Raw genomic sequence first — 19,733 nt, forward strand, 5'->3', positions numbered from 1 at the left:
GGTCCTCACTCTTTTCCATAGATATTCTTCGCTAGCGCTTTTCCTGTAGGGGTAGCAGCAAGCCCTCCCTCAGCTGTTTCACGAAAAGCTGAAGGCATCCGCTGACCGACTTTGAACATTGCATCGATCACTTCATCACAAGGGATTCTACTTGTTACTCCGGCCAGAGCCAGATCCGCTGATACCATTGCCTGGGAAGCACCCATCGCATTTCTTTTGACGCACGGAACTTCCACAAGTCCTGCTACAGGGTCACAAATCAATCCTAGCATATTCTTCAAGGTTATTGCCATCGCTTCCGCTGATTGCTCAGGAGTTCCCCCCGCCATTTCGACAATAGCCGCCGAAGCCATACCGGCAGCGGAACCCACTTCCGCCTGACAACCTCCGGCTGCCCCTGATATAGATGCGTTATTCGCCACTACAAATCCGAACGCACCAGACGTGAACAAATATCGAAGCATATCTTCTCTTGTAGGGTTCAGTCTGTTCTTTACAGCAAAAAGCGTGCCCGGTACGCAACCGGCACTTCCTGCCGTTGGCGTAGCACAAATCCTTCCCATAGCAGCGTTCACTTCATTCGTCGCCACAGCTTTACTGACAGCATCAAGAAGCAGGTCTCCCGATAAAGGGGTCTGTTCCTTCATATACTTCTGTATCAAAACAGCATCTCCACCGGTCAATCCACTATGCGACTTCACGCCCTGAAGTCCTTCTTCGACCGCCTCTTCCATGACCGCCAGGTTTTGTTCCATGGTAGCGAAAACTTCGTCGCGAGTAGCCTCTCTCGTTTTCATCTCCTGGCGGATCATCACTTCGGATATGGCGATCCCCTCTTCTTTTGCAATAGCTAACAATTCTTCAACATTACGAAACATATTCATTCTCTCCTTCAATCCGATATTCTCGCTGCCTGTGTAATATGATCGGCGACTTCGAGTTGTTCCATCACAGTATCCGGAATGTTCTGATCCACCTCAATCACCATCATAGCCGCTTCCCCGGCTGCAGTCCTCGAAACTTCCATTCTACCTATATTTATCTTCTCTTTAGCGAGAATTCCTGTCGCAGAGGCGATCGCTCCATAACGGTCATGATGCAGAAGGACAATCGCCGGATGATTCCCGGAAAGTCGAAGTGGAAACCCGTTCAATTCTGTGATTTCCACTTTCCCTCCTCCGATTGAAATCCCCGTCAATTCCAGTTGATCCTGCCCGTCTTGCATACGGACTTTCGCTGTATTCGGGTGATCAGCTCCCGCCTGTTCTTCATGGATACGAACACTGATCCCTTCTTCTTCTGCCTTGATTAGGGATTGTCTGATGCGATCATCGAAGGTATCGTAATCCAGAATACCTCCAACGATTGCAACGTCCGTCCCATGCCCTTTATAAGTCGATTTAAAAGAACCGTACAAATATATGTCCACTTGCGAAGGCTGCCTTCCAAACAGATGCCTTGCAGCTCTTCCGATACGCGCAGCTCCCGCGGTGTGAGAACTCGAAGGCCCGATCATCACCGGTCCTATAATGTCGAATACAGATCTGTATTTCATTTTTAACCACCTCTCATCTTCCCTTATTTTAGCATATACAAGAAAAAATCCCCACTTTCTCTCATTAACGCAGTGCTGTCACAAAAGGAAAGGTAGCGCTTTCAATGATTTTATATTTGATTATTGAGAAGCAAGGAAGTAAAATTGAAAGCTGTGGGTTCATTCGTAACCGGGTGGGAGAGGGACAAATTTCATAAGGAGAACGAGATGCTGAATAAAAACGGACAACAGACCTCTTGGAAACAGGAGCTGATTGCTGGATTTATCGGTTATTTCACGACCGTGTACATCGTCGCCGTCAACAGTCAAATTCTCTCCGATGCAGGCTTGCCACTCGAGACAGGCATGGTAGCTACCATTCTTGCCAGTGCACTGGGCTGTTTACTGATCGCTTTGTATGCTAACGCGCCGATGGTCCTCATACCTGGCATGGGAATCAATGCACTGTTCGCCTATTCTATCGTAGAAGGGAACAATTTCACGTATGAACAGGGGCTGGCCGTGGTCGTCGTGGCATCCGTGTTTTTTGTCATTACCGCTTTCACTTCTCTCGGTGCATGGTTGAGCCGGGCTTTACCGCTTTCACTCATCCACTCCATCACCGTGGGAATCGGGTTTTTCCTGGCGTTGTTGGGTCTTGAAAAAGGCGGAGTCGTCGTAAAAGGAGAACAATCACTAATTGCTCTAGGAGACCCTACATCACCTGTTGTGTTGACAAGCCTCGCCACTTTATTCATCGCCATTTTTCTATTTGCGAAAAATGTTCCGGGGAACTTCCTCGTTACACTAGTGGTAGGTACGATCATCGCTTCCTTTACAGGAGTCCTGGATGATCCTCAACCAGCTCTTAATTTTGCTGAACAACAGTGGGTGTTCGCTCCTGATTTCTCAGCGATGGTAGATTTCGGGTTTTGGATGGCGGTCTTTCCACTCGCCCTTGTCATCATTTTCGAGAACATGGGCCTGATTCACGGGCAGCTTGATATGGTCGGCAATAAGACGGATACGAAATTCCATAAGTCTTACCAGGCCACCGCTTTTTCTTCTCTGTCGAGCGGGTTTCTGGGCACTTCTCCAACGGTTTCATCTGCGGAGAGTGCAGCGGTTATCGCAGCGGGAGGAAAAACGTGGCGCGCCTCCATGACTATGGCTGTATTGTTCATCGCTACGCTATTCGTGATTCCGTGGATCTCCATTGTTCCATCCACTGCGATCAGTCCTATTCTTATTATCGTAGGTTCTTTGATGGTACAGGAAATCAGACATATTCCTTTCGATGATCTGTCTGAATCCCTTCCTGCCTTTCTGATGATAGCTATGATTCCGTTCACCTATTCTATTCCAGATGGGATGGCATTCGGATTTATCGCTTATCCTATAGTCAAACTCGCTATGGGCAAACAGAAAGAATTGACGGTTCCGATCATATTGATCGCTTTGGCGTTTTTCATTGAATTTTTATTAAGAATCATTTCTACGTAACTACACCCCCGCTTTCGCATGGAAAGCGGGGGATTCTTATATTCATTTCTCTCCCAAAAAGAAAAAGCGCACCATTTCCCGGTACGCTTGTCCTCTTACTCTACAGAAAAGATGAAAGAATAGATAGGTTGTCCACCTTCATGGATTTCTATTTCCATTTCCTCGAATTCTGCTTCTATATAATCTTTCACTTCTGCAAGCTCTTCTTCCGTCACTTCTTCCCCGTAAATCACCGTGAGTATCTCATCCTCTTCCTGATCGATCATTTCAGAAAGAAGACCTTTGGCCACATCCAGACGCTCCGGATGTGAAACAGTGATATCTCCATCGAAAATCCCCATGAAATGGTCTTTCTCGATGGTCATTCCTTCAAAGGAAGTGTCACGGACGGCATAGGTCACCTGCCCTGTTTTCACATCTTCCATCATGGAAGTCATCGTCTGCTTATTCTCTTCGAGAGACAGATCCGGAGAGTACCCGAGCATGGCACTCATACCTTGAGGGATCGTCTTGCTCGGGACGACAGCCACATGATCTTCTGAAAGGTCAGCGGCCTGTTCGGCTGACATGATAATGTTTTTGTTATTAGGTAAGATAAGGACCTGTTTGGCATGTGCCCTTTCAATAGCTTTGGAGAGATCCTGGGTAGACGGGTTCATAGTCTGTCCACCTTCAATGACGACAGAAGCCCCCAGGCTTTCGAAAAGCTTCTTAACACCATCTCCCATGGCTACGGTTACGATACCGTAATCACTTTTTTCTTTTGCCGGTGATTTCGTTTCACCGACGATAGAGGTATGCTGCTCTCTCATGTTTTCGATTTTTATATTTGTAAGTCTTCCATATTGCTGTCCTAGAGAAAGTGCGCGTCCAGGTTCTTCTACGTGAACATGGACTTTGATCAGTTCTTCATCAGAAACTACGAGAAGAGAGTCTCCGAACTCACTCAGGTCTTCACGGAATGCCTCTTCGTCGTAGGGGGTTTCCGCTAATTTATCTTCCTCGAATTTCACCATGAATTCCGTACAGTAACCATAGTGGATATCGGCGGTTTCCATAAAATCCTGGTTCAATTTATGGTGTTCCGCACTTACCATGTCATCCATGCTCACACTGGTATCAGCTTCAGGCGCTTCTTCTCCTTTAAGGTTGGAAAGAAACCCTTCGTAAATGGTCAGAAATCCCTGGCCGCCACTATCAACGACGCCGACCTCTTTCAATACCGGTAACAGTTCTGGCGTACGATCCAGTGACTTCTTTGCAGCCTTCACCACACGTTCGAGAAACGGAATGAATTCCGCTTCTTCTTCTGCAGCTTTCTCCGCTTCTTCACTCGCTTCTCGCGCCACAGTAAGAACGGTTCCTTCCACCGGCTTCATCACAGCTTTATAAGCTGTCTCTACTCCCTGCCTCATAGCAGCAGCATAGTCTCCGGTAGTAATCGTCTCTTTACTCTCGAGTGACTTGGAAAAACCACGGAATAGCTGGGATAAAATTACTCCCGAATTACCTCGTGCTCCCATGAGAAGCCCCTTGGCGAGCGCCTTGGCCACATCTCCTGCATGGTTCGAGGTTACGTTTTTCACTTCTTCCTGTCCGGATGTCATCGACAAATTCATGTTCGTCCCCGTATCACCATCCGGAACGGGAAATACGTTCAGAGCATCGATCATCTGAGCGTTCTTTGATAAATAACGGGAGCCCTGCAGCACCATGGCTGCAAATGTCTGCCCATCCAACTCCTGTAAACTCACGCTGACTTCCTCCTTTGCCTTCTACCTCACTTTAATCATCACTGGTCACTCGCACACCCTGAATATAGATATTTACAGAGTCCACGGTGAGACCTATTGTTTTACTTAATGTATACTTCACTTGAGACTGCACGTTGTGAGCGATCTCTGAAATTTTCGTTCCATAACTTACGATAATATACATATCGATGTGGACGTGATCTTCTTCCTGCCTTACAACGACACCCCGGGAGAAATTCTCTTTTTTCAACATTTCCGTCAATCCATCCCGAAGCTGATTCTTCGAAGCCATTCCGACAATGCCATAACATTCCACGGCAGCTCCTCCTGCCACAGTGGAGATCACTTCAGTACTGATAGTAATTTGACCATTTTTCGTATTCATTTCAACGGACATTCGGATCCTCCTTTAACATGTCTTCCATGCGCTATTATTATAACACAGGACGAACCCCCATCCCCATAATACTTTGTAACAATTCCATTGTTCTGTCAAGGGAAAATTCTTGATATAACCGATTGCATTACACATTTTTCTATGATAGAGTAATTAAGTATCTAAATTGTAATTGGAGGGATTCGATATGGCACGTCGTTGTGTCGTTTCTGGACGTCAAACCCGCAGCGGGAACAATCGTTCTCACGCTATGAACGCTAATAAACGTCAATTTAAAGCTAACGTACAAAAAGTCCGTATTCTTGTGGACGGTAAGCCTAAGAAGGTTTACGTATCTGCTCGCGACTTGAAATCAGGCAAAGTTACCCGCGTGTAACTTTAAAAAAAGCACCCCATAGAGGGTGCTTTTTTTAATGATTACCGCTACGAATTCCACCAGCTGACGCTTTTAGAGACCTTCTTTTTCGAAGCAAGTCCCCCACATCACCAGTGAACATGGTTCACTTCCGGAACGTTCCAAGAACAGCCCGTACGAAACCACCTACAAAACGAGGTAATTTAATGGTATAAAATTTCACACCGTGTCCTCCTCTGTTTACTTAAGGTCCCCCTCGTCCCTGCTTCTTACCACTAATACTATGCCTTCCTTAAAGAAATAAGTACCTGTATCCTCACAAAGCTGATTAGACAGACACAAGGTCGATCCAATGGGGACACTTTCTTTCTCAAGTGGATATTTGAAATTATGAAGTGTCAACCCTTCCACTTTAAGAGAAATCGGAATAAAAGAAATATATGGATAAGAAGTGCTGTAATTTATCGTATGTGAACCGGCCAGTTTTAATTCCATTTCGTTTTGGTTATCAATGATACGTCCCTCTACACCGTGCTGCAAAAGAGGATAAAGAAGCTGGATATTAGCTAACGTATGATCCATCCTTCCACCTGTGACTCCAAAAAACAGAATCCGCTCCGCCTGTCTATCGATAGCTTCATTCACCGCAAGCTCCAGGTCTGTTTCATTTTTTTCCTGAGGATAGACTTTGGTCTCTTGCGCCTTCGCTTGGATTAACGCAAGCATGTCCCCGGATACGGAATCAAAATCTCCTACTGCTACATCTACAGGCATCCCCTTTTCTATAAGCACCTTGGCTCCGTGATCTGCACCGATCCATAAAGAAGCAAGGTCACTGGAAAGTTCAGGAATATATGAGCTCGGTCCACCTCCGACGATTGCAATAGTTTTCATATCTGAAGCTCCTAACTGTTCCGAATCTTTTCTATCGCTTCCTGGCGATTTCCGCTTTTGAAAATGGCGCTTCCGGCTACAAGTACATCCGCCCCGGCGTGTTTGCAACGTGACGCTGTTTCCTCATTCACGCCGCCGTCCACTTCTATTTCATAGGTGAAAGTCTCGTTTTCTTTCCTCCACGTATCCAATTGCTCAATCTTTTTCAGGGTAGCAGGAATGAAATCCTGACCGCCGAATCCCGGGTTGACACTCATGATCAATACTAGATCCGCTTCCGAAAGAATCGGCTTCAGTACTTCGACCGGTGTACCTGGATTGATGACTACCCCTGTTTTCACACCCTGGTTCTTGATAAGTTGCAGCGTTCGATGCAGGTGAGCAGTTGCCTCCTGATGAACGGTGATAATAGAAGCCCCAGCCTTAGCGAATGCTTCGACATAATTTTCAGGGTTCTCAATCATGAGATGCACATCAAGCGGCAGAGAAGTGATTGGTCCGATCGCTTCTACAACAGGAATACCTATGGATATGTTCGGAACAAATTTCCCATCCATGACGTCCACATGGATATAGTCTGCTCCTTTTTGTTCCACGTCTTTGATTTCTGTGCCTAAGTTCGCAAAGTCCGATGCCAGAATAGATGGTGCGATTTTTGTCATTGATCAATACCTCGGCTTTCTATTTTGAATTTCATGTAAAAACTCGATATAGTGTTCATATCTTCCCTCGGCAATTTCCCCGTTCTCCACAGCAGCTTTGACTGCACACTTCGGTTCTTTATCATGAAGACAACCTCTGAACTTGCAGAACGCAGCATTTTCTCTCACTTCCGGAAAACACTCCCCCAGCGCCTCAGCACTCACAGAGTCGAACTCCAGAGAACTGAAGCCAGGGGTATCGGCGACCAACCCACCATTGATCGAAAATAATTCCACATGTCTTGTCGTATGCTTGCCTCTCCCCAGACTTTTTGAAATCTCTCCTGTTTCCAGGGAAAGGTCAGGGTGGATGGCATTCAGTAATGTCGATTTTCCTACCCCGGATTGTCCGGCTATGACTGTTGTCTTATCCTTAAAGAGCTCCTTCACAGCAGTCAGCGCCTCTTTCTTACCCGGCTCACTTAGTATCACTTGATAGCCGGCTTTTTCATACACCGCTTGGTATTCCTCTATTTCCACCGCTGAAACCACCTGATCCTGCTTAGATATAACAATAATCGGGTCGATCAATTTCGACTCGACAAGCACCAGGAAGCGGTCTAGCAGCCGGGAATTAAAAGCTGGATCTACAGCCGATATCACGATGATTGCCTGGTCGATGTTCGCTACCGGAGGACGAACAAGCTCGTTGGTCCTTCGTTCGACAGATAGGAGATATCCTTCATCAGGATCGAATTCCACGATGTCTCCAACGAGAGGGGTGATTTTTTTATTCCTGAATACGCCGCGGCCTTTACATCGATACGTTTCCCCTTGGGACAGAACGTCATAAAAGCCGCTCAGCGATTGAATGATGATACCAGAAGCCATTCAGGCCCTCCTTTTAGTAATTAAGGTTTCCTTCTTCAATAATCTCTCCATCCTGTTCCACTCGGTATAAAGCCTCAGAACCGGGGTTTATCTGGACATCTATTTCCACTGTCGTTTCTTCAGTGATCGTCTCTTCCTGGTACACTTCCTCCCCGTCACTATTCGCATCATCTACATAAATCTGGTAGGTTTCTTCTTCTCCGTCTTCTCCGTTATAAGGTAAAGTCAGTGATAGCGTATCTTCCCTTATAGGTTCCTGTTTCTGACCAAGGGAGACCGTCACGGTTACAGTCGTCCCCTGATTCACTTCCGTAAATGCTTCCGGAGACTGAGAGATAACCCTTCCGACTTCAATATTACGAGAGAACTGTTCGCTGGTCTCCATCTGAAGCCCTTCTTCTTCAAGATAATTTCTCGCTTCTTCCTGGGTCATATTCCTGAGAGGTCTCAGCATAACCTTCGGTGGTCCTGTGCTCACGCGGAACAGCACGCTCGTTTCTCCTGGAACCACTTCCTGATTCTCAGAAGGCTGGAGTTGTTCCAATATTTCCCCTGCAGGACGCTCAGAACTTTCACTGATCGAAAAGACAGAGGCAAATCCTTGTTCTTCAAGCTCTTGTTTCGTCGACTCGAAATCTTCACCCGTGTAATCTTCGAGACGGACCGTCTCTTTCCCCATGCTGGAAACGACGGTTACCGTGGATTCCTCTTTTGTCACACTGCCGGCCGGAGGATCTGTCCTTATCACATACCCTTCTTCTACCTCATCTGAATACTCCGTTTCCCGTTCCACTTGCAGATTCAAATCACGCAGCGTACTATAAGCTTCTTCATATTCCATTCCGGTAACGTCTGCGATTTCCACATCTTTCGGCTCAAGCATCATGGGGATAGCTACTGCAGCTCCTGCGCCCATGAGTAAAAAAAGAAAAAAGGCGATGATCCACGGTTTTTTGCTTCTCTTTTTCTTTTCCTTCTTCTTCGGACCAGGGCCTGGAGCATGCACAAGCGTATCACCACCGGAAGAAACAGGAGTATCTTCGGTCACAACAGGAATCGCCTTCGTTTTCTCCCCTTCCTCCTCCGGAACCTGAAAAGGCTCTACATCTCTATGTTCAAGACAGTGACTTAACTCTTCGTCCATATGTTCGACGGAAGAATAACGATGCAAGGGGTCTTTCGCCGTCGATTTCAACACGATATTTTCTACACTTTGCGGAACATCTGCATAGTTCGATACCGCCGGTGTGTCGTGCTGCAAATGTTTCAAAGCTACAGACACCGGAGACTCTCCGGAAAAAGGGAGACGTCCCGTCAGCAATTCGAAGAAGACGATTCCAAGCGAGTAGATATCCGATTTCTTTGTGGCTATCCCTCCCCGGGCCTGTTCCGGAGACAGGTAGTGTACAGATCCGAGAACGGAATTCGTCTGTGTCAATGCGGTAGCAGAAAGGGCCATCGCTATGCCGAAGTCCGTAACTTTCACGGCTCCGCTTGAGTCGATCAGAATATTCTGAGGCTTGATGTCCCGGTGTATAAGACCGTTTTCATGGGCGTGTCCAATTGCATCAGTAATCTGCCTCATAATCCTTACCGCTTCCTCAAGGTTTACAGGGGCATGCGTCTGTATGTATTTTTTCAGAGTCATACCATCGACATATTCCATGACCATGTAATATATATCCGATTCTTCACCCACATCAAAAATATTAACGATATTCGGATGATTGAGGCTGATCGCTGCTTGTGCTTCTCTATGAAAACGGGTAATGAATTCGTCATCATCTCCGTATTCCAACCGTAGTACTTTGATGGCCACGTGCCTTTCAAGGATCGTGTCAAAAGCTAAATAAACATTCGCCATACCTCCGCCGCCTATCATCGACTTCACATGATAACGGTCATTTAGCATTTGATTTTCAAGCATCACTCGTCACCTGCTTTTTCGGGGGAAGACGAATAGTCCAGAATAGCAATGGAAATGTTGTCTTCACCCCCACGTTCATTAGCAAGCCCGATCCATTCATCAGCCATGGTCTCAACCTCGTTGTTGTAATCGGCCAATGCAGAAAGTTCTTCGTCTGATACTTTATTTGTAAGCCCGTCTGAACAAAGGATCACTCTTGTATGCCCTTCAGGTGAAAGAGAATGAAGATCAGGCGAAACATCCTTTTCTGTTCCAACTGCCTGCAAAAGTACGTTTTTCCTTGGATGGTGATCAGCCTCTTCTTCTGAAATCTGACCGGAGCGAACCAGTTCATTCACGAGAGAATGATCTTTCGTCACCTGACGGAATCCACTTCCATCGGCAATGTAGCATCTGCTGTCTCCTATATTAGCGATAACGAGGAAAGATGGAGTGCAAATAGCAACAACCACTGTCGTTCCCATGCCCTGGCATTCTTCGTTGACCGAAGCGTAGGAAAGAATGCTTTCATTAATATCCTGCATCTTTTCTGCTAACCACGTTTCCATTTCTTCCGGCACATCAAAAGTCTCTCTTTCCAAAAACGCTTCCGTCATCCGCTCAACGGCTATTCTGCTGGCAACATCCCCGGCACGATGCCCTCCCATGCCATCGGCGACAATCAAAAGCCAGGACCCGCCATCAGGGTGTTCAATTGCTGCCCCGTCATCTTCGTTATGGGGTCTCACCTTTCCGGTATCCGTCCAAAAAAAACCTTCCATTTCTCCACCTCATTTCGAACGTTTTTTGAGACGCGTCAAAAAGAAACCATCAGAGTCCGCATCCTGTGGGAAGATCTGTACGCCTGTCCCTTCTATCCAACGATATCTGAGGGCCTCGGGGAGTTCCTCCCGCAGATCTTCGACTATAAAATCCGGGTGAGTCTCGATAAAGTGGTGCACGGCTTCATCATTTTCGTGCCTATCGACCGTACAAGTGCTGTAAATAAGGGAACCACCTGCCGTCAGAAGCGGTGCTACGTGATCAAGGATCGCATCCTGGATCTCTCTCAAGTTATATATATCTTTCTCTTCTTTGCTGTATTTGATATCAGGCTTGCTACGTATAACACCAAACCCTGAGCACGGAGCATCCACAAGAATCCGGTCGAACACTTCCGCTTCATGTTTCTCTTGAAGTTTTCTGGCATCAAAACCTTCTGCTTTTATATTCGTCAGCTTCAGAGACTTGGCTTTCTCTTCTATGGCCCGGGCTTTTTTCTTATGAAGATCATAAGCATGAATCGATCCTTCGTTCTTCATTTTCTCCGCTATGTGTGTTGTCTTTCCTCCGGGGGCCGCACACGCATCTAGCACTGATAGTCCCGAATCCAGTTTCATCAGCTCGGCCACCAGCATAGAACTCTGATCCTGGATCGTAACCAGGCTTTCCCGGAAAAGACGATGCTTAATAATATTTCCTTCATGGATAATAATGCCTTGTTCGGAAAATGGAGAGGCTTCCACCTTAAATCCGTCTGCCTTAAGTTCTTCCATCGCTTCTTCGCGGCTGGTCAACATAGGCTGAACCCGTATGGATTCCGGCATCCGTAACTGGTTCGTTTCACACATCTCCCTAGTCTCTTCCTCGCCATATTGTTCCGTCCATCTTTTCACGAGCCATAAAGGATGACTCGTTGCTATGGCCAGTCGTTCTTCTTCATCTTCGATCACTTCTACAGACGGAACACCATCTCGCTGAATGGAGCGAAGTACACCGTTTGTGAAGGAAGCGATTCCTTTATGGCCTTTCTCTTTTGCCAGGTTTACGGCTTCATTGATGATGGCATGGTCGGGAATGCGGTCGAGCATTTTCATCTGATACACAGACATATACAAGAGCCACTTCACCCAGGGAGTGATTTTTTTCTGGTTCTTGATGGAGGGGTGCAGCCAGTACTGAAGGAGGTCTCTGTTTTGAAGAGTGCCATATACAAGTTCGGTCAGCAGACCGGCATCAGCAGTAGAGAACTTCCGCTTATCAATCTCCTGATTCAGAAGAACGTGACTGAACCCTCCTTCCTCTCCGATGCGGGACAAAAGCTCAAGAGCGGAGGAACGTACAGTACCCTTACTCATTGTTCTCACCCAGAACATCACCTATGTTCATAGCCTGTCCTACACCGTTCACAAACGCAGCCGCATCCATTCTCTTCTTCCCGGCTGGCTGCAATTCCGTCACGATTACACTTCTTCCGTCTCCACAGGCCACAACGATTCCTTCTGGAGACTTATCGAGAATTGTTCCCGGAACCTCTGAGTGTGTAAGTGACCCTTTTCGCGCCGCCCACAGTTTCAAAGGTTTCCCTTCCCAAACGGTGTGCGCCACGGGCCAAGGGCTCATCCCTCTGATATGGTTCCATACGTCCTCTGAAGGTCGGGTGAACTCAATCGATTCTTCTCCTCGTTTGATAGTGGATGCGAATGTCGCCGCTTCATGATTCTGAGGTTCAGCGATCAGCGTACCTTCTATCAGACCAGGAAGTGTCTCTTTCAACAACCCGGCTCCGGCATCGGATAACTTGTCATGCAGAGTCCCCACATCATCCGTTTCCTCGATTTCAACCGTCTTTTTCGAAAGCATATCACCGGCATCCAGGGCTTTGACCATATACATGATGGTAACTCCAGTCTGCTTCTTGCCCTGCATCAGTGCGTAATGGATCGGTGCTGCACCCCGTAATTCAGGAAGAAGAGAAGCGTGCACATTAATGGCTCCAAGTTCCGGATAATCAAGAAGCGGCTCCGGAAGAATCTGACCGTAAGCAGCCGTAATCAGAATGTCCGGCTCATAAGCAAAGATCTTCTCATAGGATTCTTTTATCTTTTCGGGTTGGAATACCTCGATCCCATGCTCTATAGCAGCCTGCTTCACTGGTGGAGGTGTCATCACTTTCTTCCTTCCTTTAGGCCGATCAGGCTGGGTCACGACCAGAGGAATATGATACCCTTCTTCAATCAATCTGTTTAAAATAGGGACCGAGAAATCAGGGGTCCCCATGAATACGATATTCGTCATAACAATGTCCTTTCTCCTACATAAGCTGATATGGCTGAAAATCAACGATGATCTGTAAGCCATTCTGATCTTTCATTTCGTTCTCATAGTAATTCATAATTCTTTGAACGTACTTGTGCTGGTGCGGTTCTGCCTTATATTTTACCATGGTTTGATATCTATATCTATTATTGATGCGCTCGAGAGGCGATGGTGTCGGGCCCAGGACTTCCGATGTTTCTGAAAGGTTCTGGGATAGGTATTGCGAAATCTTCCTCGTCACTTCCTGAGCGTAGAACGTATTCGGATGAGAAATCGTGAGCAACGTCAAATAATAGAAAGGAGGATAGTGGAACATTTTCCTGTATTTCATTTCTTCTACATAAAACTGTTCGAAATCATAGGTGCTCGCAAGCTGAATACTGTAGTGCTCCGGAGTATACGTTTGTACGACGACTTCGCCTTCCTTTTCATGACGTCCTGCCCGACCACTTACCTGGGTGAGCAGCTGGAACGTTTTCTCCGAAGCCCGGAAGTCCGGAAGGTTCAGCAGGGAATCCGCTGCCAATACGCCAACTAACGTTACATTCCCGAAATCGAGTCCTTTGGCGATCATCTGAGTACCGAGGAGAATATCCGCCTCATGATTCCCAAATTTCGTCAGAAGCTTTTCATGCGCCCCTTTACGCCTTGTAGTATCGACATCCATACGTATGATCCTTGCTTCAGGGATCAATTGCTGCAGATGTTCTTCGACCTTCTGCGTTCCGGTTCCGAAATATCTGATCGTTTTGCTTTCGCACTCCGGACACTCGGAAGGCATCGGTTGTTCGTAAGAGCAGTAGTGACACTTCAACTGTTCCTGTTTCCGGTGATACGTCATCGATATATCACAGTGTGGACATTCAACGACATGACCACAATCCCGGCACATGACAAACGTGGAGTATCCTCTGCGATTGAGGAACAGCACGGACTGTTCCCCTCTTCTGAGACGCTCCTCGAGCTTTTCTTTTAGTGCATGAGAAAACATCGATCTGTTGCCTTCGTGCAGTTCTTCTCTCATATCAATGAGTTCGACAGAGGGCATCGCCTGTTTGTTCATTCTCTCCGGCAATTGCAGAAGGTGATAATTACCTTTTTGAGCTCTTGCAAAACTTTCAAGCGAAGGAGTTGCGGAACCTAAAACCACCGGACACCCGTGATTCTCTGCTCTCTTTATCGCAACATCCCTCGCGTGGTACCTCGTCCTGTCTTCCTGCTTGTAACTCGTCTCATGTTCTTCATCGATGATGATCAGACCGAGATTTCTGAAAGGTGCAAAAATCGCTGACCTGGCACCAACGACAACTTTCACATCCTGCCTCTGAATCTTCCGCCACTCATCGAATTTCTCTCCGGCTGAGAGAGCACTATGAAGGACAGCCACCTTGGAACCGAACCTTCCTTTGAAACGCTCTACCATCTGCGGGGTCAGAGAAATTTCCGGCACGAGCATGATCGCTTCTTCTCCGCGATCCAACACTTCCTGGATGGACTGCATATATACTTCCGTCTTGCCGCTGCCAGTAACCCCGTGCAAAAGAAAGACTTCCGGCTCTTCTTCATGGACAGAAGCAACGATCTGATTCTTCGCTTCCTGCTGATAATCCGTCAAAGGAGGCGGGCTCGTCTCCTCAAAAGTATGTCCTTCATAAGGATCTCTCAAAATTTCCTGCGTATAAGATCGAAGGTAACCCTGGTTCACAAGTGGTTTAAGCGAAGCGTCCGTAGTCTCCAGTCGCTTCAGCAGGTCTTTTTTCGGAATCGGGTCCGGATACTCGATGAAAAAGTCGAGGAGAGCCCGCTGCTTTTTCGCCTGAGGAGAAATATCCACGAGAGCTTCTTCCAGTTTCTGCATATCAAGAGAGGGCTCAATCACCGTTATCTTCCGCTTCGTTTCTTTACTCTTCACCTCATACCGTACATCGAGATAGCCATCGTCCACCCATTTTTTCAAATGGTAATACCCGTAGGAAGATACTTCCCATTCCTCGTTCGTAAGCATATCTTTCCCTTCAAACAGACGTTCCAATTCCTCGGGCAAGTGCTCTTCCAACCGCCATATTTCTTTTTTGTACTTGGCTTTTAATACTTGCGGCAACATGACCTGCAGACAGGATATGTAAAAGCTTAGAGTGCGGGAAGCCAACCATTTCCCGAGTCCCAACAGTTCCTCCGTGAGTACAGGGGTCACATCGAGCACTTCTTCCAGTGGCTTCACTTTTTCTACATCCGTTGCCTCCTGAAGCCCGACGACATATCCGAGGATTTTGCGGGGCCCGAATGGGACGATTACTCTCATACCAATGTCTATCCCCTTCTCGAACCCTTCAGGTACAAGGTAATCGAAGGGGCGATTCGTCTGATTCGTCGGTACATCCACAATCACTTTTGCAATCATAGGTCTCGGATCTCCCTGACGATCCGGTCCAGGATCTCTCTGGCTACATCCTGTTTTGAAAGAAGCGGCAACTTCTCTTCTTCTTTCCCCATCCAAATGACACGGTTTTCATCAGCACCGAATCCTGTCCCCGCCTCTGAAACGTCATTGACGACGATGGCATCGAGGTTCTTTTTATCCCGTTTCATTCTCCCGTATTCTTCCACATTCTGTGTTTCTGCGGCAAACCCTACGAGAAACTGGGTCGTCTTCTTCTTACCGAGTTCCTGTAAAATATCCGTCGTTCGTTCCATCTCCACTTCCCATTCTCCGTCTTTTTTCTTCATTTTATGGTCAAACGTAACAGCCGGACGGTAATCAGCGACAGCTGCCGTCTTAATGACGATATCCTGATCCGGGAAGTGTTCCATGACACTCTCGTACATATCACGGGCAGACACAACATCAATTCTCTTTACATTCGGAGGGGTATCAAGAGTTACCGGCCCGCTGATCAAGGTCACTTCAGCTCCCATTTCGGCAGCCTCTCTGGCCAATGCGTACCCCATTTTACCCGTGGAAGGGTTGGTGAAATAACGGACAGGATCGATCTTTTCTCTTGTCGGTCCTGCTGTTATCAATAGTTTCCGGCCACTTAGCTGCCTTCTCCGATCCGTTTCCTTGCGCAGCACTTCTACAATGGTCTCCGGCTCTTCCAGTCTCCCTTTCCCCACGTACCCGCACGCCAGGTAACCATCTCCCGGTTCAATGAACTTGAATCCGAAACCGTCCAACTTCTTAAGATTCGCCATCACAGACGCGTGCTGGTACATGTGCACATTCATAGCAGGCGCTATGTATACACTCGCTTCCGTAGCCAGTAGTGTCGTTGTAAGCATATCATCAGCGATTCCGTTTGCGAGTTTTCCAATAAGGTTAGCCGTGGCCGGAGCCAGTACAAACATATCGGCCCAGTCCGCCAGATCGATATGTTGTACACCACTCGGATCCTGCTCTTCGAACGTATCATCGTACACCGGCTGGCGGGACAAAGCCTGAAATGTAGACGATCCTACAAACCATTTCGCATTTTCTGTCATAATAACTTTCACGACTGCCCCTGACTGGGTCAGTTTACTTGTAAGAGCGGCCGCTTTATAAGCAGCAATACCGCCGGAAACCCCGAGCACAATTTTTTTGCCTTGAAGCATGGATGATTCCTCCCTTGCTTGATATAAAGGACTAAACGGATCCCGTTGACTCTGGCCCTTCATCTATAACAAAAGCCGCGCTATAAACGCGGCTCTTCCTTTGAATATTAGTCTTTTTCCGTACGAGTGTGTACTTTATCGGCATTCGAATAGGAAAGGTGACCTTCTTTGATTTCCTGAAGCGCAATCCCTACGGATTGTGGGGAAGAAGTCTTTTCTACAAGCGGTTCTGCTCCCTGCTTCAGTTCTCTCGCCCGACGAGCGGAGAGTGCGACTAGGGTGTACTTCGACTTGATCTGTTTCTGCAATGAGTCAATGGATGGTTCGAGCATCATTTGGCATCATCCTCCAGTGCTTGTTTGTATTGTTTGGCTACACGACTCCTTTTACAGTGCTCACTGACAACGATGGACTGGACTTTTTCCACTGCATGATCGATATCATCATTGACGACGACGTAATCATACTTATCCATCATATCAATTTCTCCGCGAGCCGCTTCGAGTCGTGCTTTGATCTTATCTTCCGTTTCCGTTCCGCGACTCACGATTCTGTCTTTCAATTCCTCGAGAGAGGGTGGAATCAGAAATACGAAAACTCCTTCCGGGAAATTTTCCCGGACTTGAAGCGCACCATTCACTTCAATCTCAAGAAAAACATCTTTTCCTTCTTCAAGCGTCTGTTCGACGTAAGCTTTCGGGGTACCATAGTAGTTGTTCGCATACTCTGCGTACTCGATCAATTCACCTTCAGATACCAGTTTTTCAAACTCATCCCTCGACTTGAAAAAGTAATCGATTCCGTCTTCTTCTCCTTCTCGAGGATTTCTGGTCGTCATGGAAATAGAATAACGAAGCTCTGTATCCTGTTCAAACAGCGCTTTTCGAACCGTCCCTTTCCCTACACCGGACGGTCCGGATAATACAAATAATATCCCTTTTTCTTTTATCACACCGATGTTCCTCCTAGTTATCTTCCGACATTTCCTCATGACTGAGCACACGTTGGCCTACCGTCTCCGGCTGAACCGCCGACAGAACGACGTGATCGGAATCCGTAACGATCACTGCGCGTGTCCGTCTTCCGTATGTAGCGTCTACCAGCTTATTGTTATCTCTCGCGATCGTGATGATACGCTTGATCGGAGCCGACTCCGGACTCACGATAGAAATGATACGGTTTGCTGATACGACATTCCCGAATCCTATATTGATCAGTTTTAAACTCAAAATTAGTATCCTCCCAACAAGTACTGCCTACAATTTTATTACCTTCTATTATAGGCGAATGACGGCTGATTTCTCAAATGATACGTCGGATTTTTCGGATTTACTTCCATTTACTTCTGTAACCACGACCTACAGTGTAACAAAAAAATTCGATTTGTGCGATAGTTGAACGTACGTTTGTCTTCCGTGATATACTTGAGGGTGAGGTGAAGAATTTATGGCATTCGATGGAATAGTAACACGCGCAATGGTTCACGAATTGAATAACGACTTGCAAACAGGAAGAATCACAAAAATATATCAGCCAACAGATACAGAACTCGTTTTTCAGGTGAGAAAAGACAGAACGAACCACTCTCTCTTAGTGTCAGCTCACTCCACCTACGCACGATTTCATTTAACGAAAGACAATTATGATAACCCGAAACAGCCTCCGATGCTGTGCATGCTTCTTCGGAAACATCTCGTCGGAGGTTTCGTCGAGAGAATCGAGCAGATTGAGAATGAACGGATCGTCAACATCCAGATTCGCACCAAAAATGAAATCGGGGACGAAACGCTCAAAACGCTGGTCATCGAAATCATGGGCAAACATTCGAATATCATGCTTGTCGACCAGGAAGGCGGACATATCTTAGATAGCATCAAACATTTGCCTCCTGCTCAGAATACGTACCGTACGATTATGCCCGGACAACCTTATAAACAACCTCCGTCCCAGGGGAAAACCCACCCGCTTAAACTTACGGGAGAAGATATCGTCCGAAAGCTCGATTTCAATACCGGGAAAATGGACCGTCAGCTTCTTAACATCGTCATGGGCTTCTCTCCGCTCCTTACGAAAGAAATCGTTCATAAAGCGGGCCTCGGAGATACGTTCGGGTACAGTGAAGCTTATGAGCATGTGAGAAGTCTGATAGAGGCACATTCGTACACACCTGCTATTTATGAAAGAGATAAAGAAGTGTTTCACGTACTTCCTCTTGATCATCTGAAAGCAGAGAAAATGGTCTATGGATCTGTGAGTGAGATGCTCGATGCCTTTTATTCCGGGAAAGCCGAGCGGGACCGCATCAGACAACAGGCCGGGGATCTGCATCGCTTCCTGAAAAACGAAATCGATAAGAACCACCGTAAAATCAAAAAACACGAGGAAACCATCAAAAGATCGGAAGCAGCGGAGGATTACCAGAAACTCGGCGAACTTCTTACAGCTCATATGCACATGGTGAAACAAGGTGATGAGGAAGTGACAGTAACCGACTATTATAAGGAAGACCAACCTGACCTGCTCATCACACTTAACCCGAACAAATCACCGAGCGAGAACGCCCAGAATTTCTTCAGGGATTACCAGAAGCTTAAGAATTCGAAGCTGTACGTAGAACAGGAAATCACCAAAGCGAAGCAGGAAATCGAATATTTGGAGCGCCTGCTGCAGCAGGTGGAATCCGCCCGTTCCGAGGACGTAGAAGAAATCCGTGAAGAATTAAGAGACGAGGGATACATGAAGAAGAAATCGAACCCTCGTAAACAGAAAAACAAGAAGAAAAAGCCGTCTCCTGAGAGATATGTCGCTACAGACGGAACCGAAATGTTCGTCGGTCGCAATAATCTTCAGAATGAATATGTAACAAGCCGTCTTGCCCATAAAGAGGACATCTGGCTTCACGCGAAGGATATCCCGGGTTCTCACGTGGTAGTGAAAGACAATGAGCCGTCAGAGGATACGTTATTCGAAGCCGCTCAGCTGGCTGCCTATTTCAGCAAGTTCCAGGCCTCTTCTTCGGTACCGATCGACTATACGAAGATCAAGCACGTCAAGAAGCCATCAGGCGCAAAACCCGGTTTCGTCACCTACGATCACCAGAAAACGCTTTTTGTCACACCGGAAGAAAAGAACGTAAAACAATTAAAACGGAACGCATCCGTCTGATTA

Annotated in this window: 20 protein-coding genes; 3 read left to right on the forward strand and 17 right to left on the reverse strand. The window is 46.9% G+C overall.

The annotated features are described in order from the left end of the window. Positions 1-5: 5 nt before the first annotated feature. Both sdaAA and sdaAB read right to left on the reverse strand, forming a co-directional pair. The gene (sdaAA, locus tag BLQ44_RS02700; protein WP_093191797.1) at positions 6-878 is read right to left on the reverse strand and encodes an L-serine ammonia-lyase, iron-sulfur-dependent, subunit alpha; all 873 of its coding nucleotides are present in this window, start codon (positions 876-878) and stop codon (positions 6-8) included. A gap of 14 nt (positions 879-892) precedes the next feature. After that, positions 893-1,555 carry an L-serine ammonia-lyase, iron-sulfur-dependent subunit beta gene (sdaAB, locus tag BLQ44_RS02705; RefSeq protein ID WP_093191799.1) on the reverse strand — a complete coding sequence of 221 codons (663 nt, stop codon included), beginning with the start codon at positions 1,553-1,555 and terminating at the stop codon, positions 893-895. Positions 1,556-1,762: 207 nt separating this feature from the next. On the opposite strand from sdaAB, the gene BLQ44_RS02710 reads away from it, so the two are divergent. Further along, positions 1,763-3,037 (forward strand): NCS2 family permease, encoded by a 1,275-nt coding sequence (locus BLQ44_RS02710; RefSeq protein ID WP_093192026.1) that lies wholly within the window; start codon positions 1,763-1,765, stop codon positions 3,035-3,037. A gap of 95 nt (positions 3,038-3,132) precedes the next feature. Here BLQ44_RS02710 and BLQ44_RS02715 read toward each other — a convergent pair whose 3' ends face one another. Together BLQ44_RS02715 and BLQ44_RS02720 are read right to left on the reverse strand one after the other, a co-directional pair. After that, a complete protein-coding gene (locus BLQ44_RS02715; protein ID WP_093191801.1) occupies positions 3,133-4,791 on the reverse strand; it encodes a DAK2 domain-containing protein in 1,659 nt (552 codons plus the stop codon). Between the two features lie 31 nt (positions 4,792-4,822). Further along, positions 4,823-5,188, reverse strand: a complete 366-nt coding sequence (locus BLQ44_RS02720; protein WP_093191803.1) for an Asp23/Gls24 family envelope stress response protein — start codon at positions 5,186-5,188, stop codon at positions 4,823-4,825. 187 nt (positions 5,189-5,375) lie between these two features. Between BLQ44_RS02720 and rpmB the strand changes: the two genes are divergently transcribed. Then, on the forward strand, positions 5,376-5,564 hold the full coding sequence (gene rpmB, locus BLQ44_RS02725) for a 50S ribosomal protein L28 (protein ID WP_093191805.1): 189 nt from the start codon (positions 5,376-5,378) through the stop codon (positions 5,562-5,564). A gap of 124 nt (positions 5,565-5,688) precedes the next feature. Here rpmB and spoVM read toward each other — a convergent pair whose 3' ends face one another. The 13 genes from spoVM to remA all read right to left on the reverse strand — a co-directional run bounded on the left by spoVM (position 5,689) and on the right by remA (position 17,794). Continuing rightward, positions 5,689-5,766: a stage V sporulation protein SpoVM gene (gene spoVM / locus BLQ44_RS02730; RefSeq protein WP_093192028.1), complete on the reverse strand. Its 78-nt coding sequence runs from the start codon at positions 5,764-5,766 to the stop codon at positions 5,689-5,691. Positions 5,767-5,783: 17 nt separating this feature from the next. After that, the gene (locus tag BLQ44_RS02735; RefSeq protein WP_093191807.1) at positions 5,784-6,437 is read right to left on the reverse strand and encodes a thiamine diphosphokinase; all 654 of its coding nucleotides are present in this window, start codon (positions 6,435-6,437) and stop codon (positions 5,784-5,786) included. 11 nt (positions 6,438-6,448) lie between these two features. Further along, positions 6,449-7,099 carry a ribulose-phosphate 3-epimerase gene (gene rpe / locus BLQ44_RS02740; RefSeq protein ID WP_093191809.1) on the reverse strand — a complete coding sequence of 217 codons (651 nt, stop codon included), beginning with the start codon at positions 7,097-7,099 and terminating at the stop codon, positions 6,449-6,451. 3 nt (positions 7,100-7,102) lie between these two features. Further along, positions 7,103-7,969, reverse strand: coding sequence for a ribosome small subunit-dependent GTPase A (gene rsgA, locus BLQ44_RS02745; protein ID WP_093191811.1), 867 nt, complete (start codon positions 7,967-7,969; stop codon positions 7,103-7,105). Between the two features lie 13 nt (positions 7,970-7,982). After that, positions 7,983-9,896 (reverse strand): Stk1 family PASTA domain-containing Ser/Thr kinase, encoded by a 1,914-nt coding sequence (pknB, locus tag BLQ44_RS02750; protein WP_093191813.1) that lies wholly within the window; start codon positions 9,894-9,896, stop codon positions 7,983-7,985. Further along, a complete protein-coding gene (locus tag BLQ44_RS02755) occupies positions 9,896-10,657 on the reverse strand; it encodes a Stp1/IreP family PP2C-type Ser/Thr phosphatase (protein WP_093191815.1) in 762 nt (253 codons plus the stop codon). The genes pknB and BLQ44_RS02755 overlap by 1 nt, the downstream gene beginning before the upstream one ends. 9 nt (positions 10,658-10,666) lie before the next feature. Then, a complete protein-coding gene (gene rsmB, locus BLQ44_RS02760) occupies positions 10,667-12,013 on the reverse strand; it encodes a 16S rRNA (cytosine(967)-C(5))-methyltransferase RsmB (RefSeq protein WP_093192030.1) in 1,347 nt (448 codons plus the stop codon). After that, the gene (gene fmt / locus BLQ44_RS02765) at positions 12,006-12,953 is read right to left on the reverse strand and encodes a methionyl-tRNA formyltransferase (protein ID WP_093191817.1); all 948 of its coding nucleotides are present in this window, start codon (positions 12,951-12,953) and stop codon (positions 12,006-12,008) included. The genes rsmB and fmt overlap by 8 nt, the downstream gene beginning before the upstream one ends. 16 nt (positions 12,954-12,969) lie before the next feature. After that, a complete protein-coding gene (gene priA, locus BLQ44_RS02770) occupies positions 12,970-15,375 on the reverse strand; it encodes a primosomal protein N' (RefSeq protein WP_093191819.1) in 2,406 nt (801 codons plus the stop codon). Beyond that, positions 15,372-16,565 (reverse strand): bifunctional phosphopantothenoylcysteine decarboxylase/phosphopantothenate--cysteine ligase CoaBC, encoded by a 1,194-nt coding sequence (gene coaBC, locus BLQ44_RS02775; protein WP_093191821.1) that lies wholly within the window; start codon positions 16,563-16,565, stop codon positions 15,372-15,374. Before coaBC ends, priA begins: the two co-directional genes overlap by 4 nt. A 107-nt stretch (positions 16,566-16,672) precedes the next feature. After that, positions 16,673-16,900: a DNA-directed RNA polymerase subunit omega gene (gene rpoZ / locus BLQ44_RS02780; protein WP_093191823.1), complete on the reverse strand. Its 228-nt coding sequence runs from the start codon at positions 16,898-16,900 to the stop codon at positions 16,673-16,675. Further along, positions 16,897-17,517 carry a guanylate kinase gene (gmk, locus tag BLQ44_RS02785; protein ID WP_093191825.1) on the reverse strand — a complete coding sequence of 207 codons (621 nt, stop codon included), beginning with the start codon at positions 17,515-17,517 and terminating at the stop codon, positions 16,897-16,899. The genes rpoZ and gmk overlap by 4 nt, the downstream gene beginning before the upstream one ends. Before the next feature lie 13 nt (positions 17,518-17,530). After that, entirely contained in the window at positions 17,531-17,794 is a 264-nt protein-coding gene (remA, locus tag BLQ44_RS02790; RefSeq protein ID WP_093191827.1) for an extracellular matrix/biofilm regulator RemA, read from the reverse strand. A gap of 217 nt (positions 17,795-18,011) precedes the next feature. Here remA and BLQ44_RS02795 point away from each other — a divergent pair, with 217 nt between their 5' ends. Then, the gene (locus BLQ44_RS02795) at positions 18,012-19,730 is read left to right on the forward strand and encodes an Rqc2 family fibronectin-binding protein (protein ID WP_093191829.1); all 1,719 of its coding nucleotides are present in this window, start codon (positions 18,012-18,014) and stop codon (positions 19,728-19,730) included. Positions 19,731-19,733 lie beyond the last annotated feature (3 nt).

This window comes from Salimicrobium halophilum, assembly GCF_900100295.1.
Classification (GTDB): Bacteria; Bacillota; Bacilli; order Bacillales; family Halobacillaceae; genus Salimicrobium; species Salimicrobium halophilum.